Genomic DNA, 15,861 nt, shown 5'->3' on the forward strand with positions numbered 1-15,861 from the left:
GGGAGGGATATCATGCTCGACTATCTGGCCTCCGTCGGTCTGCGCGCCGAGAACCACCGCCCCTATCCGCGCTTCGACCTCAGCCGCGAAGCCTGGGCCGAGTTGGTGACCACCCTTGCCGCCAAGGACGACTGGTCGTTGCTTGGCCTGTGGGCTGACACCGCGATCGTCCACATGGCGCTCCGCGATGAAGCGGCCATGACGGTCGGAGTCGTTTCCCTCTCCTGTCCGGAAGGCAGGTTTCCCTCCGTCGCCGGCGTGCGTCCCGGCGCTATCCGGCTGGAACGGACGATCCAGGACCTGTTCGGCATCTGCGCCGAGTCGCTGGTCGATCCGCGCCCCTGGCTCGATCATGACAGCTGGCCGATCCGGTTGCCGCTGTCGGCAGACCCGCCCGACCCCCTTGGCCAGCCGGAGCCCTATCCCTTCCTGCCGGTCGAAGGACCCGGCCTGCACCAGATCCCTGTCGGTCCCGTCCATGCCGGCATCATCGAACCCGGTCATTTCCGTTTCACCTGTAATGGCGAAACCGTGGTCCGGCTGGAACAGCGCCTGGGCTACGTCCACAAGGGCACGGAATGGCTGATGGCGGGCCGCTCGATTGCGGAAGCCGGCAAGCTGGCGGCGCGCGTCTCCGGCGACAGCACCGTGGCGCATTCCTGGGCCTTCGCGGGCGCCGTCGAGGCCGCCGTCGGAGCGCCGGTCCCGCCGCGCGCCGTCTGGCTGCGGGCGCTCATGGCGGAACTGGAGCGGCTGGCCAACCATCTCGGCGATATCGGCGCCATCTGCAACGATGCGTCCTTCGCCTTCATGCTGGCCGAATGCGGGCTGCTTCGGGAAAAGGTGCTGCGGACGGCGGACGCGTGTTTCGGGCACCGCCTGATGATGGACCGGATCGTTCCCGGCGGCGTTGCGGTTGACCTGCCCGCTGAAGGGCGAGACGCGATCTTAGGTCTGGTGCGGGATATAGCCGTCGCCTTCCCGCCGCTCGTCCGGATCTACGACGAGAAGGCCTCGCTTCAGGACCGCACTGTCGGCACGGGCAGGGTGGATGGCGGACTGGTCAATCGCTTCGGGGCCGGCGGACATGTCGGGCGGGCATCGGGGCGCGGGCTGGACGCCCGCCTCGGTCCGGGCTATGCGCCCTACGACGAGCTGGAATTCAGCGTCCCCGTCTTCACCGAAGGCGACGTCAACGCCCGCGTCTGGGTCCGGATCAGGGAGGTCGAGGCCAGCCTGTCGCTGGTCCAGCAGATCCTGGACAAGCTGCCGGAAGGCCCAGTCCATGTTCCAGTAGTTCCGATGGCCGGGCAGGGCATGGCCCTGGTGGAAAGTTTCCGGGGCGAGATCATGACGTGGGTCGCGGTACGGGAAGATGGTATCGTGACGCGCTGTCACCCGCGCGATCCGTCCTGGTTCCAATGGCCGCTGCTGGAAGCAGCGATCGAGGGCAACATCGTCGCGGACTTCCCGCTTTGCAACAAGAGCTTCAATTGCTCCTATTCCGGGCACGACCTGTAGCGTGACGCCATGCTGAAGACCATCGCCCGAAACCTGCTGCGCGGCCCGGCTACCATGAAGGGGCCGGAAGCCGCCGAGGCCGGTATCGAGGAACTTGCCGGCCGGCTCGACCGCGCGGCGCGCATCCGCTTGGGGCGCAGCCTGTCGATCCGGCAGGTCGATGCCGGTTCGTGCAATGGCTGCGAGCTGGAGATCCACGCCCTCAACAATGTCGTCTACGATCTGGAGCGCTTCGGCCTGCGATTCGTCGCCTCGCCCCGCCATGCGGACGTGCTGATGGTGACCGGACCGGTCACCGCCAACATGCGCGACGCCCTGTTCCGCACCTGGGACGCGACGCCCGACCCCAAATGGGTCGTCGCCGTCGGTGGCTGCGCACTCGACGGCGGGCTGTTCAAGGGAAGCTACGGCATCGTCGGCGGCGTCGGCGCCGTCATTCCGGTCGATCTCCACATCGCCGGCTGCCCGCCGCGCCCAGCCGACCTGCTCGCCGGCCTCGTGGCCCTGGTGGAAGCGGCGAAGTAGGAAGCGGCTAAGTAGTCGCTATGACGGCCGGTGAGTCGGGAACAGCGTCACCGTCAGGTCGCGGATGAAGCGGTCCATCCGGTCCGGCTTGGCGGCGTCCTCCGCTTCGATCGTGCCGATGGCGCCGGACATCGCCCTACCGCCCTTGCAATAGGCGGCGCGCACCGTCACGTCTTCCTTGAACGGCTGCGACGGCGGGATATGGGCCGCGCAGAGTTCCGAGTCGATCACCTGAGTCTCCGGATTGAAGACCATGACGACCTTGTACATCGGTCGGCCGCCGGGACCGGCATCGGGGCCGAACTTCAGGCTGGCTCCGACCTGGACCCGGTTCATCGACGTCAGCACCTGCTCGGCAAAGCGGTCGGCGGCAACGTCGCTGGGGTTGCCGTGGATCAGGGTCGTCAAGATCGCCTTGTCGCCCCCGGCATAGCCAAGCTCGTCCGGACTGTAGCCGGGATCGACCTGGGTCTGCGTCACCCTGCCGTAATCCTCGCAGGCGGCAAGCAGAAGCAGCGCCGCCAAGGCGGCGCCGATGTTTTGTGGTTTCATAAGTCCGATCAGTTCAATTGCCCGACTTCACTGCCGCCGCGCGACGAGCGCCGCGAGGCAGCTTGCGGATCGAAGGAGTTCAGGAGGTTGACGACGGCGGTATGCCCGCCCTCCTGGGCGTAGTTCAGCGCGGTCCGCCCGTGGATGCTGGTCGTCCCGATATTCGCTCCGTTCTCCAGCAGGACCCGGACCGTATCGAGATGGCCACCGCCGGCCGCCGCCATCAGCGCCGTCTTGCCTTCGACGTTCATGGAATTGACGGCGCTGCCGGACTGCAACAGCGTCCGGACGGCGGCGTTGTTGCCGATCGAGGCCGCGTACATCAGCGCCGTGCCGCCGTTGCGGCTGCGGGCGTTGGGGGCAGCCCCTGCCGCCAGCAACTGCCGGACGGCAGGCGCGTTGCCCTGCTCGGACGCCAGCATCAGTGCCGTCTTACCGTCAGGAAGCTCATAATCGATGTCGCGGCCCGCCTGGATGACGGACTGAAGCATGCCCGGCTGCTGGAACGCCTGGATCATCTCCTCGCGGGTTGAGAACCGGTTGGGCGGCGGCAGGGACTGGTTGGCCGGACCGGCCGTTCCGTCCGCGCGGTCGTCGTAATCGGGGGGCAGGCGCAAGATCTGGTCGGGCGCTGGTTGCGGCGGTGCGACCGCAGTGTCCGCCGGGGGTTCGGCCGCAGCGGCCGCCTGACGCTTCCGTTCAAGGTTGCGCAGATGGGTCTGGAAGTTCTGGTCGCTGGGATCGACGCTTAGGCCGCGCCGGTAGAAGCCGGCCGCGTTGTCGAACTGGCCGCGCTCCTCCGCCGTTATGCCCCAGCGCAGATAGCTGTCCTTGATCGCGCTCAGGATGGCGGCGGCCTTGGGATGCTGGGGCGCTATCTGCGTGATCTGCTGATAGATCTCGAAGGCATTGCTGCCGGGCGGAGTCGTCAGCAGCTTCTGCTCGATGTAGCGATCGGCACGGGCCGCAAGGTCGGTGACCCTTTGCTCATCGCCCGAATTCGACGACGGCGGAACGGGCGGAGTCGGGGGGACCGGCGTGGCGGGTGACGGGGCCGCTTCCGGAACCGCTGCCGGCGTTGATGCCGTATCGCCCGGCGGCAGCGCCGACCGGGGCGTGGGTGGCGGTGCGACCGAGATCGGCGGCGTTTCCGGGATGGGCTCGGCCGGGCGTACAGCGACGTCGGTCTCGGTCGCGCCGTCGGACCAGGGAGCCGGACCGCCGGTAGCGGTCTCGTACAGCCGCTCGATCGCCTCCGGATGCATCACGGCAGTCGCGGCGCCGGCCCCGACCAGCAAGGCGGCGACGCAGGCGGCCACCAGCGGCCAGCGGCGCGGCCGGCTGAAATCCTGCTGAATCTGATAGCGGGGGTCGGGCCGTATGCCCGGATAAGCGTCCGCCTCCAGCATTCGCGGCTCGGGCCGGTCGGACCGGCGGCGAATGACGGCTTTAGGCGGCTCGACTTGGTCGTCCCAGTCATCGGGCTCCCGGTCGAGCTCCGGTTCCCGCGGCGGTTGATATGCGCGCACGGGAACAGGGCGCGGTGCCGGCTGGTAGACCTCCCGGTGCGGCGGCGCTACGGGCTGTGCCGGGAACGGCACGTGAGCCGGCGCCTGTACGGGAGGGGGCGACATCGGCGCGATCGGCCGCAGGCGCGCTATCGGCTCCTGGACCTCGGCGGGTTCAGGCTCAGGCGCGTGGGCGAAACCGTCCTGCAAGGGCTGAAGGCCGAGGTCCGCCGCCACCTGATCGATCCGCGCACGTGTGACGGTTCGTTCGCCAGCGCGCGACGCGCCGCTCAGCGCCACATCGGCCAGCGTGTTCACCATTTGCAGCAGGCCGCCCGAATACTGCGTCATCGCCTGTATCGCGGCGGGCTCGAAGATGTCGTCCCGATCCGCTCCGGCCTGCCGGATGCGCTGCTTGATGTAGCTGCCGACCTGATCCTGGTCGAGCGGTGGGAGGTGATACGACACCCCCAACCGCCGCATCGGGTCTTCCAGGCCCGGTTCCGCCAGCATGCGCTCCAGATCGGGCGCACCTGCCAGCAGGACCTGGAGAAACCGGCCGGTCTCGGTGTCGGAGGACGCCATGTCCACCAAGTCGTAGAGCACGGGCAGGTCGAGTTCGTGGACTTCGTCGACGATCAGGACGCCGGTCCCTGCTTCTTCGAGCCGTTGTTCCAGCCGCTCGATCAGGGCATCCATATCCGTCAGCGGCTGACCGTTGGCCTCGTCGTGAAGCAACTCGCCGCCGGCTTCCTGGATGATGTCCTCGACCGTCATTCCCGGTCTGGCGGCGACCGCGAGGACCATCGCGCCGTCGCCTTCCAGATGGTCGAGAAGTTCCTGAAGCAAAGATGTTTTGCCCGACCCGGTTTCTCCATAAAGAGCCATAAGCCGCCGACGCGCAAGGACAGCCAGAACGAAGCCGTTGAACGCTTCCTCATGCTCCTGAGACGCATAGGTAAAACGCGCTGTCGGCGTAATCTTGAAAGGTTCTTCGCGTAAACCGAAGCGGTTGCTCATCATGGCTATTCTATCGAATGGATTACCTGGCGACGCCTGAAAACGAAATTCCTCAGACGGTGCATCTACGGTTCTCATGTGTTTGGAGGATTGCACTCTATCAACCCCCGCATAATTCACGAACACATAAAAGGGGTGAAAAGTCCCCGTCGATTGGGGGTGTCCGCTATCGACCCGCGTATTCCCTGATCGGGACGCTGGTGGAACGCATTAGCGAAGGGGACTTTCAAGGAGGCTGGCAGCCCGGCATTTTTGCGATATTGTCGGCTGCATGAGCCAGACAGATCTATCGGCCGCCCCCGGCGGCACGGCCCAAAACGCCTCCAGTCAAGCCACTGGTCAATCGGTGTCTTCTCCCCATGTGGAGTTCATCGACGTCCGCAAGACCTATGACGGCGAGACCCTGGTCGTCAAAAACCTGAACCTGGAGATCCAGCGGGGAGAGTTCCTGACCCTGCTGGGGCCGAGCGGTTCGGGCAAGACCACGTCGCTGATGATGCTGGCCGGGTTCGAGGTGCCGACATCGGGCGACATCCGCCTTGCCGGACGGTCGATAGCGCGCCTGCCGCCGCACCGGCGCGACATCGGCATGGTGTTCCAGAACTACGCCCTGTTCCCGCATATGACGGTGGCCGAGAACCTCGCTTTCCCGCTGTCCGTCCGGAAGATGCCGAAGGCGGAGATTGGGGAACGGGTCGCCAAGGCGCTGGGCATGGTCCATCTGTCCCAGTTGGGCGGCCGGCGGCCAGCCGAACTCTCGGGCGGTCAGCAGCAGCGGGTGGCGCTGGCTCGCGCCCTCGTCTTCGATCCGCAACTCGTCCTGATGGACGAACCCCTGGGAGCGCTCGACAAGCAACTGCGCGAGCACATGCAGTTGGAGATCAAGCACATCCACGAATCGCTCGGCGTCACGGTCGTCTACGTCACCCATGACCAGACCGAGGCGCTGACGATGTCCGACCGGATCGCCGTGTTCAACAACGGCATCATCCAGCAGATCGACCTGCCGGACCGGATCTACCAGCAGCCCTGCAACAGCTTCGTCGCCAACTTCATCGGCGAGAACAACCGCCTGAACGGCATCGTGCGGGAAGTTTCCGGCGGCATCTGCCGGGTCGAGCTGAAGACCGGGCAGAGCGTCTTTGCCGCCGCCGTCGCGGCACATGAGCCCGGCCAGCCGACGACGTTGTCGATCCGGCCCGAGCGAATCGGTTTCCAGCCGACGCAGGACGAGGCGGTCACCAGCCTGGAAGCCCGCGTGCTGGAGCGGATTTACCTGGGCGATCACCTGCGCCTGCGGCTGGCGGTTGCGGACGCGGAGGATTTCATGGTCAAAGTGCCGTTCGCCGACAGTGCCGAGGCGTTCCAGACGGGCCATGCCGTTTCAGTCTGCTGGGCCGCCAAGGATTGCCGGGCGCTCGATCCCGTCTGACGCCGCTCCCCGGCGTCCGTTCTCCCGAATTTCGCCGCCGCGCGAGGCTATTCGACCGTGTTCCGCAAAATCCTTTCCGTCGGCGGCCTGACCTTGGCCAGCCGCGTTCTCGGCTTTGTCCGGGATATCCTGACCGCAGCGCTCCTGGGGGCGGGGCCGGTCGCCGACGCCTTCTTCGTCGCGTTCCGGCTGCCCAACCACTTCCGGGCGCTGTTCGCCGAAGGGGCGTTCAACGCGGCGTTCGTCCCGATGTTCTCTGCGTTCCTGGTCGGGCAGGGCCGGTCGCAGGCGCGGATCTTCGCCGAACAGGTCCTGGCGTTCCTGCTGGTGATCCAGCTTGTGCTGCTGGTCGTGTTCGAGCTGATCATGCCGTCGTTCATGCTGATCTTCGCGCCGGGCTTCTCGGACGAGCCCATGAAGTACGATTTGGCGGTGTTGTTCACCCGGATCACCTTCCCTTACCTGCTGTTCATCTCGCTGGTGTCGCTGATGGGGGCCGTCCTCAACAGCGTCGAGCGTTTCGCAGCGGCGGCCGCGGCGCCCATCCTGCTGAACCTGTGCCTGATCGCGGCGCTGCTCGGGCTGACCCCCTTGCTGCCGACGGCCGGCCACGCGCTTGCCTGGGGCGTCATGGCGGCCGGTGTCGCCCAGTTCCTTTATCTCGCCTGGGATTGCCACCGCGCCGGCATGTCGTTGAGGCTGGGGCTGCCGCGCCTAACGCCGGGAGTGAAGCGTTTCCTGGCGGTGCTCGGACCGGCGGCGCTTGGGGCGGGCGTTACCCAGATCAACCTGTTCATCGATACCTTGATCGCGTCGCTGCTGCCGACCGGCGCCGTCTCGTACCTATACTACGCTGACCGGATCAACCAGTTGCCGCTGGGCGTCATCGGCATCGCGATCGGCACCGTCCTTCTGCCCGAGCTGTCTCGTGCCCTGAAGGGCGGCAACATGGCCCAGGCCAGCGAAAGCCAGAACCGGGCGCTGGAACTGTCGCTCCTGTTCACTCTGCCCGCAGCCGCCGCTTTCCTGGCGGCGGCTTACCCGATCATGTCGGTCCTGTTCGAGCGCGGTGCATTCCAGGCTGCCGACGCCCGAGCGACCGCGACGACGCTGATGGCCTATGCGCTTGGACTGCCGGCTTTCGTCCTGATTCGCAGCCTGCTGCCGGGGTTCTATGCGCGGCAGGATACGCGAACTCCCGTCAAGATCGCGCTGGTCGTCGTGACGGTCAACGTGGCGCTGAAACTGGTGCTGATGCAGCCGCTCTCCCAGGTAGGGCTGGCGCTCGCCACTTCGGCGGCATCCTGGGTTAACTGCGCGCTGCTTGCGACCCTGCTGTTCCGGCGCGGCTTCCTGGTGCTGGATGCGCGGCTGAAGCGCCGGGTTCCCCGCCAACTGCTGGCCGCCGTCGCCATGGCCGCCGTTCTCGTCGGGCTTCAAGGCCCGCTGGCCGAGCTTCTGGCGGTCCACGATCTGGTGACCCGCACGCTCGCCCTTGGGGTGCTGGTATCCGCAGGTGTGGCAACCTACGCCGTGGCCGGGCTGGCGCTGGGTGTCGTCTCGCTAGCCGAGCTGAAACAATATACCCGCAGGCGCCGGAAAATCTGACCACCGTTGCGCTGGACACGCTGATCAAGCTGATGAAAACTAAAGGTGAAAAGCGATCAGTTAATCATAAAAACACGACAGGGTGACGATCGATGAGCTGGAAGACCAACCTTTTCCTGGGCGCCGCACTGCTGGGTGCGACGGTCGCAAGCGCCGAAGCCCGTGACCTGACGGTCACCTCCTGGGGCGGCAACTATCAGGACGCTCAGCGCGAGGTCTACTTCGCGCCTTTCTCCAAGAAGACCGGTACCAAGGTGGTGGACGACAGTTGGAACGGCGGCGTCGGCGCGTTGCGCGCCAAGGTCGAGGGCGGCAATGCCGACTGGGACGTCGTGCAGGTCGAGGCGGAGGAACTGGCGCTCGGCTGCGAGGAAGGCCTGTTCGAGCAGATGGACTGGTCGGCGCTCGGCGGTAAGGACAAGTTCATTCCCGCAGCCGTCCATGAATGCGGCGTCGGCGCCATCGTCTGGACGACCCTGATCACCTATGACGGTGCTCGCCTGAAGGAAGGCCCCAAGAGTTGGGCCGATTTCTGGAACACGGAGAAGTTCCCCGGCAAGCGCGGCCTGCGCCGTGGCCCCAAATACACGCTGGAATTCGCCCTCATGGCCGACGGGGTGGAGCCTTCGCAGGTCTACCAGACCCTCGGCACCGATGCCGGCATTGACCGCGCGTTCAAGAAGCTGGACCAGATCAAGTCGAGCATGGTGTGGTGGGAAGCGGGCGCCCAGCCGCAGCAGCTCCTGGCATCGGGCGAAGTGGCGATGACCAGCGCCTACAACGCCCGGATCGCGGCAGCTAATAAGAGCGACAACCGCGACTTCAGGATCGTCTGGCCGGGCGGTGTCTACGCGGTCGATAGCTGGGTCATCCTGCGCGACAGCCCGAACAAGGAAGCCGGGATGGACCTGATCGCCTTCATGAGCGACCCGGTCAACCAGAAGAACCTGCCGCCGAAGGTCCCATACGGCGTGACCAACAAGGAAGCCACTGCCCTGGTCGATCCCGCCGTCCTGCCGATCATGCCGACGGAACCCGGCAACCTTGCCGCCGGCCTCGAACTGAACACGGACTTTTGGGTCGCCAACATCGAGCGCCTGACCGAAAGGTTCAACGCCTGGGTCGGACAGTGACCGGAACGGCGAGCCGGACCCGGTGACTGCACCGACCGTACCAAGGGACTCCAGCCTTCAGGCCAGCAGCGGCGGCCTGAAGGCGGAGCTTCGGCGGACCCAGCGCCGCCGCAAGCTTGAGGCGGTGGCGCTGGTCGCCCCCCTTTTCCTGTTCCTCGCGGTCTTCTTCCTGGCGCCGATAGCCGCCATGCTGTTCCGCAGCCTGGACAATTCGGAACTGCCCTCCGCCATGCCGCGCACGGCGGAGGTTCTGCGGGCCTGGGACGGCGCCGGACTGCCGCCCGAGCCCGTGTTCGCCACCTTCGCGTCGGAACTCGCGGCTGGGCAGAAGGCGCGAAATCTCGCCGGCGTTGCCAAGCGGCTGACCTACGAACTTCCCAATATGCGTTCGGCCCTGTTCGCCACCGCCCGCGCCTTGCCTGAGCAGCCCGACGGCACGTGGCAGAAGACCCTGACCGGCGCCAATGCCGTCTGGGGGGAGCCGGCAACCTGGGCCGTGATGCGCCGTGCCGCGGCCCCCTTCACGCCGCTCTACCTGCTGGCCGCCGTCGACCGTGAGATGGATGCCAACGGCAATATCGTGTCGGTGGCGCCGGACCGGGCGATCTACGTCGATATCTTCATCCGCACCTTCTGGATCGCGATCGTCGTGACGGTCGTTTGCCTGTTCCTCGGGTACCCGCTGGCCTACAAGCTGGCGAGCCTGCCGCCGAGGATAGCCAACCTGCTGATGATCCTGGTCCTGCTGCCGTTCTGGACATCGATCCTCGTCCGCACCGGCGCCTGGGTCGTGCTGCTTCAACGCGAAGGGCCGATCAACGAGACGCTCCAGACCCTGGGCCTGATCACGGAACCGCTTCAACTGGTCTACAACAGGGTCGGCGTCTATGTGGCGATGGTCCACATCCTGCTGCCGTTCATGATCCTGCCGCTCTACAGCGTCATGAAAGGGATATCGCCGGCCTATGTGCGCGCGGCGACCTCCCTGGGAGCGACTCCGTTCACCGCATTCCGGCGGGTCTACCTGCCGCAGACGGTGCCGGGCATCGGGGCGGGCGGGCTGCTCGTCTTCATCCTGGGCGTCGGGTACTACATCACGCCGGCGCTGGTCGGCGGGGCAGGGGACCAGATGGTCAGCTATTTCGTCGCCTTCTTCACCAACCAGACGATCAACTGGGGCATGGCGGCGGCACTCGGTTCGGTGCTGCTGGTGGCGACCCTGGTGCTGTACTGGATCTATGCCAAGCTCGTCGGCGTCGACGGCATGAAGATGGGTTGAAGGTCATGAGCCTGCCTCCCTATGCCTCTCCTCTGGAGCGCGCGTGGCACGTGACGCTCTGGGCCATCGCGGTTCTGGTGCTTGGCTTCCTAATCCTGCCCATCCTGGTGATCGTGCCCCTGTCGTTCAGCAGCGGATCGTTCCTGAGCTTTCCGCTGCCGGGCCTGTCGCTTCGCTGGTATCACGAACTGCTCGGGTCGGAGCGCTGGTTGTCGTCGCTCCGCAACAGCGTGATCGTCGCCTTCGCCTCGACGATCCTGGCGACGGTGCTCGGCACGCTGGCGGCGCTCGGCCTTCAGCGCGCCAAGTTTCCCGGCAGTTCGCTGGTGCTGGCGCTGCTGATCTCGCCCATGGTCGTCCCACTGGTGATCGTCGCGGTCGGCGTCTATTTCTTTTACGCGCCGTTCGGGCTGACCGGCAGCCTCGTGGGGCTGACGTTGGCCCATACCGCCCTGGCCTCGCCCTTCGTCGTCATCACGGTATCGGCGACGCTCCAGGGCTTCGACACCAACCTGTCGCGGGCGGCGGCCAGCCTTGGCGCAGGCCCGACACTGGCGTTCTTCAGGATCACCCTGCCGCTGATCCTGCCCGGAGTGGTATCCGGGGCGCTGTTCGCCTTCGTCACCTCGTTCGACGAGGTGGTGGTGGCCCTGTTCCTGACCGGTCCGCAGGACCGCACGTTGCCGCGCCAGATGTTCGACGGCATCCGGGAGAACATCAGTCCGATCATCGCGGCGGCTGCCACGCTGCTGATCGTCCTGTCCGTCGCCCTGATGACCGTGATGGAGGCTTTGCGCCGCCGCAGCGAACGCCTGCGCGGCCTTCGCTAAGCTCGACATAATCAGAAAAGCCAAGAAGCACAAAAAACCGATAGAGGATCGTCCCCGGAGCATCCGCGCATCAACTCAAACCCGAGGTCATCATGCCTGAACCTGAGAGCATAGACGGTGTCCGGTACCATGCGGTCGATGCCGCCTACTTCGAGAAGCGGGGCCTTCGAAAATATGCCGGGGTATGGTCCCTGTGGGCGCTTGGCGTCGGCGCCGTCATCTCCGGAGACTTCTTCGGCTGGAACTTCGGTTTGGCGGCCGGCGGCTTCGGCGGGTTGTTCATCGCGACGCTGATCGTCGTCGTGATGTATCTGGGCCTCTGCTTCAGCCTCGCCGAGATGTCGCCGGCCCTTCCGCATACGGGTGGAGCCTACAGTTTCGGGCGCTCGGCGCTTGGTCCCTGGGGTGGCTTCCTGACCGGCCTCGGCGAGAACATGGAATACGTGCTGACTCCGGCGGTCATCGTGGTCGGCATCGGCGGCTATCTCGGCGCGATCTTCGGCACCCCGGCGGAATTGGCTCCGGTCTGGTGGCTGGTCTGCTACGTGATCTTCGTCGGGCTGAACTACTGGGGCGTCGAACTCAGCTTCAAGTTCACTCTGGTCATCACCTTCATCGCCCTGGCGATCCTGATCGTCTTCTTCGTCGGCGCCATCAGCCATTTCGACTTCGCCGCCAACGCCCTCAACATCGAGCCTGGACCGGGCGGCAGCGCCTTCCTTCCCTTCGGCTTGGCTGGGATCACTGCGGCACTCCCCTTCGCGATCTGGTTCTTCCTGGCGATCGAGCAGCTCCCGCTGGCCGCGGAGGAAGCGCACGACCCCAGGCGCGACATGCCGCGCGGGCTTCTGCTGGGCCTCCTCACGCTGATCGCCCTTGCCTTCCTGACGCTGTTCCTGTCGGCCGGCATCGCACCCGGAGCGAAGGAAGTCGGCAGCTCGACCGAACCGCTGTTCCTTGGCTTTCAGACCATCTTCGGCGACGGCATCGGCGTCAAGGTGCTCGCCATGATTGCGGCGGCCGGCCTGATCGCCAGCTTCCATGCGATCATCTACGCCTATGGCCGCAACATCTACAGCCTCGCCCGCGCCGGCTATTTCCCGAAATGGCTGTCGGTGACCCATGGCGAGCGGAAGACCCCGCACGTGGCCCTGTTCGCCGGAGCCACGCTTGGCTTCGTGGTGGCGCTGGCGATGCAGTATTCCGGGAGCAAGCTGGTCGGGGCGGCGCTGCTTAATATGGCCGTGTTCGGGGCGATGATCAGCTACATCATGCAGCTCATGTCGTTCATCCTGCTGCGCTCCAAGCTGCCGCATATCGAACGCCCCTTCGTCAGTCCGCTGGGAGTTCCCGGTGCCGTCGTGGCGTTGGTCATCGCCGTCGTGACGCTGATCTCGCTGTTCCTCAACCCGGAGTACCGGCCCGGCGTCTGGGGCTGCGCCATCTGGTTCCTGGTCGGCATCGCTTATTTCGGTCTCTACGGCCGCCATCATCTGGTGAAATCGCCCGAAGAAGCTTTCGCCATCGGCCACCGCTCCAAAGGTGGAGCCACCGCGCCGGGCTTGGCCGATTAGGTCAACTTTGGCCCGACTGGCCCCGCTGGATTGACGATGCCCGCGATCTACCTGAACAAGGGTCGTTCCCGGTTCAGGTAGATCGCGTCAATGCTCGAATCGCTTTCCAGACTTCTCCTCATCGCCGTGATCCTGTCTTTCGCCGTTCCGGCGCGGGCCGACGAGGCAGCGGCCTGGGCGGCCCTGCGGGAAGGCGGCAAGATCCTCCTGATGCGTCACGCCACGACCAATCCGGGGGTCGGCGATCCACCGGGCTTCCGCCTGGACGATTGTTCGACCCAGCGTGTCTTGTCCGGTGCGGGGCGCGATCAGGCGAAGTCCATCGGTGCCGCCTTGCGGCAGAACGGCATGAAGGCCGGTCGGATACTGACCAGTGCTTGGTGCCGATGCGTCGATACGGCTGAACTGATGGATCTGGGGCCGGTGGAAGTTTTCGAACCGTTAAACTCGTTCTTCGGGCAAAGCGCCGAAGCAGAGCGGCAAACCGAGTCCGTGAGGAAACTGATCGCGGACTGGAAAGGTCCGGGGACCCTCGTGCTGGTGACCCATCAGGTCAATGTGACAGCCCTGACCGATATATTTCCCTCGTCAGGGGAGATGGTGATAATGGATCCGAACGGCCGATCCATAGGACGTATTTCTGCTAATTTTCGTTGAGGGTATATACCAAAGGCTATGGGTCTAGCGCCTCTGTACAGGCTTGCCCATTCTTCAACGATCTGGCAGAAAAAAGGCCGCTTCGAAAGCGGCCTGAGTCTAGGGAGGAAACGCCCAACAAGGGCGATGCAGCAATCGCTTGCTGCAATGCAAAAATTAATGATTGCGCGGTTCGATGCAATACCGAACCGACGGATACTCAGGCGAAACACCCAGTTTCTCATTTCGATGTTGCATTGTTGCCACGCTGTTTGAGCGATGGTGACGATCGAGCCTACTGTCGTACCGTAGACGGGCGAGATGCAGGCGCCTGGAGGTGCTTTTCCGAACCGGCGGGGCTGGGCTTGCCGGCGGCGGAGCGCTCCGACGCTTCTGACTCGATCACCCGCTCTCCTGAGATGAACGGCTCGACCGGCCGGCGCAGCGACTCAAGGGTCTCGCTTGGGTGGAAAACTGGATGGCGGGACTTCCCGTTCCTCGATCTCACCCGCCGCTTCCTCTCCGTCGCCGGACGGCTCCGGGACGCCACCCGGCGCATAGGGCGGCATGGCGTCGTCATTGGGATGGCGGGGCGAAACCGGACGCTCATCCGGTTTTCTAACATCCTTGTTCTGTTCCTCGGCCATTACCGGTCTCCTTGCTGGTTATGAAAGCAACAAGGGCGTACCGGTCAAAAGGTTCAGCCGGAATATGCGTGGATCAGGAAGCGCGTGGCGAAGAACATGGCGATACCGAGCAGCACGGAGATCAACAGCAGCATGGGCACGCTCAATCCGGCCCTGACCGGCGCGGGACGCCCGGCCTCTTCGAAGATGACGGTTGCGACGGTGCGGTTCGATGCTGGATCGGTAAAGCTCTGCTCGACCTTCACTTTTTGAAATTTTCCGGTTCCCAGGGCGCCCTTCGCTTCCGTCAGCGCCTTATCGAGGCCATCGCTGGTGCAGGCGACGCTCCATTTGTCGCGTCTGCGTACGGAAACTTGATATGTCAGCCGCCTTTTCGCCGGTGCTGGAGTCGATGTCATGGACCAACCTCAATCTGTGGATTGATAGAATACAATGATAATCTTAATTATCCTTTCGGTTTGATCCCTATCCCCTGAACTTTCTTCCATTGCGTCGTAGCGCCTGACATCGCGATGCCTATGATGCCGCGACCCTGCGTGCGCTGGCCCAGTTCGAAACAAGCCGAGAGGACCGATGGCTGACGCTACCCTGATCGTCGGACGCAACAGCCTGCTTGCCAGGGCCTTCCGGGATCATGGCGGCGTGGCGGACTGCCGCTTCGTCGGGCATGACGAACTGGATCGGCCCGACCTGCTGAACGGTGTCGGACGAATCGTCAATTTCGCTTTCCATCCGGATCTTCGGAATGGTCCGTACCGGGCGGACCTGGACATCGACCTGCGTCTGGGACGTGCGGCGGCGGAACTTGGGCTGCGCTACGTCATGATCAGCACCCGCAAGGTCTATGCGCCCGATCATGCGTTCGGCGCGTCGGAGATGTCGCCGCTGGGGCCCGTCGATGCCTATGGCCGCAACAAGCTGACGATCGAGCGTCTGCTGTCCAACCTGCTGGGTGACAGGCTGACGGTCCTGCGGATCGGCAACGTCGTCGGTTACGACCGCCAATCGTCCCGTCCCAGTTTCATGAGCATGGTGCTCGGGCGCCTTGCCGAAGAGGGCAGGGTGGTCCTCGACGTCAGTCCATTCGTCCAGCGTGACTTCCTGCCGATCGAACAGGTCGCCGCCGCGATCAGGTCTGTCCTGAACCATGACTTCGCCGGCGTCTTCAACATCGGCTCGGGTGCCTCGGTCGAAGTGGGGCGTCTGGCGCTTTGGGTGATCGAAGGGTTCGGGCGCGGCGAGCTCGTCATTTCGTCTCCCCGAGTCCATGATGAATTCGTGCTCGACGTTCGCAAGTTGCGGGCTGCTACCGATTGGTACTGGCCGGCCGGTGCCCTTCCGGAATACTGCCGCAGCCTCGGGCGGCGCCTGAACAAAGCCGAAACAGCAGGCGGCCACTGAATCCGCCATGCGGCGTGCCTTCTTAAAGACTCGAGCGATCCCCGACAGTGCTCTATGAAGAAGGTAATATGTGATCCTTTGAGCACACTGTGCGCTCAAAGGAGCGCATGCTTGTCGGCGTAGTTGCCTAACGCGCGGTTTCTCGCTTCATTGACTTCAGGCCGGTGGGCAAAACCGGTCGAAAGGCTTTTTATA

14 protein-coding genes are annotated in these 15,861 nt (G+C 64.8%); 10 read left to right on the plus strand and 4 right to left on the minus strand.

What is annotated here, in order from left to right:
• Positions 1 to 12: 12 nt before the first annotated feature.
• A complete protein-coding gene (locus N826_RS01650) occupies positions 13 to 1,521 on the plus strand; it encodes a hydrogenase large subunit (RefSeq protein WP_044425559.1) in 1,509 nt (502 codons plus the stop codon).
• Positions 1,522 to 1,530: 9 nt separating this feature from the next.
• Positions 1,531 to 2,046, plus strand: a complete 516-nt coding sequence (locus tag N826_RS01655; RefSeq protein ID WP_044425560.1) for an NADH-quinone oxidoreductase subunit B family protein — start codon at positions 1,531 to 1,533, stop codon at positions 2,044 to 2,046.
• 18 nt (positions 2,047 to 2,064) lie between these two features.
• Here N826_RS01655 and N826_RS01660 read toward each other — a convergent pair whose 3' ends face one another.
• Positions 2,065 to 2,598: a hypothetical protein gene (locus N826_RS01660; protein ID WP_044425561.1), complete on the minus strand. Its 534-nt coding sequence runs from the start codon at positions 2,596 to 2,598 to the stop codon at positions 2,065 to 2,067.
• Positions 2,599 to 2,606: 8 nt separating this feature from the next.
• Positions 2,607 to 5,204 carry an ankyrin repeat domain-containing protein gene (locus tag N826_RS01665; RefSeq protein ID WP_084720407.1) on the minus strand — a complete coding sequence of 866 codons (2,598 nt, stop codon included), beginning with the start codon at positions 5,202 to 5,204 and terminating at the stop codon, positions 2,607 to 2,609.
• 193 nt (positions 5,205 to 5,397) lie between these two features.
• Between N826_RS01665 and N826_RS01670 the strand changes: the two genes are divergently transcribed.
• The 7 genes from N826_RS01670 (at position 5,398) to N826_RS01700 (ending at position 13,639) form a co-directional block, all read left to right on the plus strand.
• On the plus strand, positions 5,398 to 6,558 hold the full coding sequence (locus tag N826_RS01670; protein ID WP_084720408.1) for an ABC transporter ATP-binding protein: 1,161 nt from the start codon (positions 5,398 to 5,400) through the stop codon (positions 6,556 to 6,558).
• A 57-nt stretch (positions 6,559 to 6,615) separates the two neighbouring features.
• On the plus strand, positions 6,616 to 8,166 hold the full coding sequence (gene murJ / locus N826_RS01675; RefSeq protein ID WP_044425564.1) for a murein biosynthesis integral membrane protein MurJ: 1,551 nt from the start codon (positions 6,616 to 6,618) through the stop codon (positions 8,164 to 8,166).
• Positions 8,167 to 8,258: 92 nt separating this feature from the next.
• A complete protein-coding gene (locus N826_RS01680; RefSeq protein ID WP_044425565.1) occupies positions 8,259 to 9,299 on the plus strand; it encodes an ABC transporter substrate-binding protein in 1,041 nt (346 codons plus the stop codon).
• 22 nt (positions 9,300 to 9,321) lie between these two features.
• Complete coding sequence (locus N826_RS01685; protein ID WP_044425566.1) at positions 9,322 to 10,578, plus strand: ABC transporter permease; 1,257 nt, start codon at positions 9,322 to 9,324, stop codon at positions 10,576 to 10,578.
• A gap of 5 nt (positions 10,579 to 10,583) precedes the next feature.
• The gene (locus N826_RS01690) at positions 10,584 to 11,408 is read left to right on the plus strand and encodes an ABC transporter permease (RefSeq protein ID WP_044425859.1); all 825 of its coding nucleotides are present in this window, start codon (positions 10,584 to 10,586) and stop codon (positions 11,406 to 11,408) included.
• Positions 11,409 to 11,500: 92 nt separating this feature from the next.
• Positions 11,501 to 12,982, plus strand: a complete 1,482-nt coding sequence (eat, locus tag N826_RS01695) for an ethanolamine permease (RefSeq protein WP_044425567.1) — start codon at positions 11,501 to 11,503, stop codon at positions 12,980 to 12,982.
• A 90-nt stretch (positions 12,983 to 13,072) separates the two neighbouring features.
• Entirely contained in the window at positions 13,073 to 13,639 is a 567-nt protein-coding gene (locus N826_RS01700; protein WP_044425568.1) for a histidine phosphatase family protein, read from the plus strand.
• A gap of 428 nt (positions 13,640 to 14,067) precedes the next feature.
• Here N826_RS01700 and N826_RS42775 read toward each other — a convergent pair whose 3' ends face one another.
• Together N826_RS42775 and N826_RS01710 are read right to left on the minus strand one after the other, a co-directional pair.
• Positions 14,068 to 14,265 (minus strand): hypothetical protein, encoded by a 198-nt coding sequence (locus N826_RS42775; RefSeq protein WP_157599313.1) that lies wholly within the window; start codon positions 14,263 to 14,265, stop codon positions 14,068 to 14,070.
• A 53-nt stretch (positions 14,266 to 14,318) separates the two neighbouring features.
• Entirely contained in the window at positions 14,319 to 14,663 is a 345-nt protein-coding gene (locus N826_RS01710; RefSeq protein ID WP_044425570.1) for a hypothetical protein, read from the minus strand.
• A 175-nt stretch (positions 14,664 to 14,838) separates the two neighbouring features.
• Here N826_RS01710 and N826_RS01715 point away from each other — a divergent pair, with 175 nt between their 5' ends.
• Positions 14,839 to 15,666: an NAD-dependent epimerase/dehydratase family protein gene (locus N826_RS01715; protein ID WP_044425571.1), complete on the plus strand. Its 828-nt coding sequence runs from the start codon at positions 14,839 to 14,841 to the stop codon at positions 15,664 to 15,666.
• The last annotated feature ends 195 nt before the right edge of the window (positions 15,667 to 15,861 follow it).

Source organism: Skermanella aerolata KACC 11604, from assembly GCF_000936425.1.
Lineage (GTDB): Bacteria > Pseudomonadota > Alphaproteobacteria > Azospirillales > Azospirillaceae > Skermanella > Skermanella aerolata.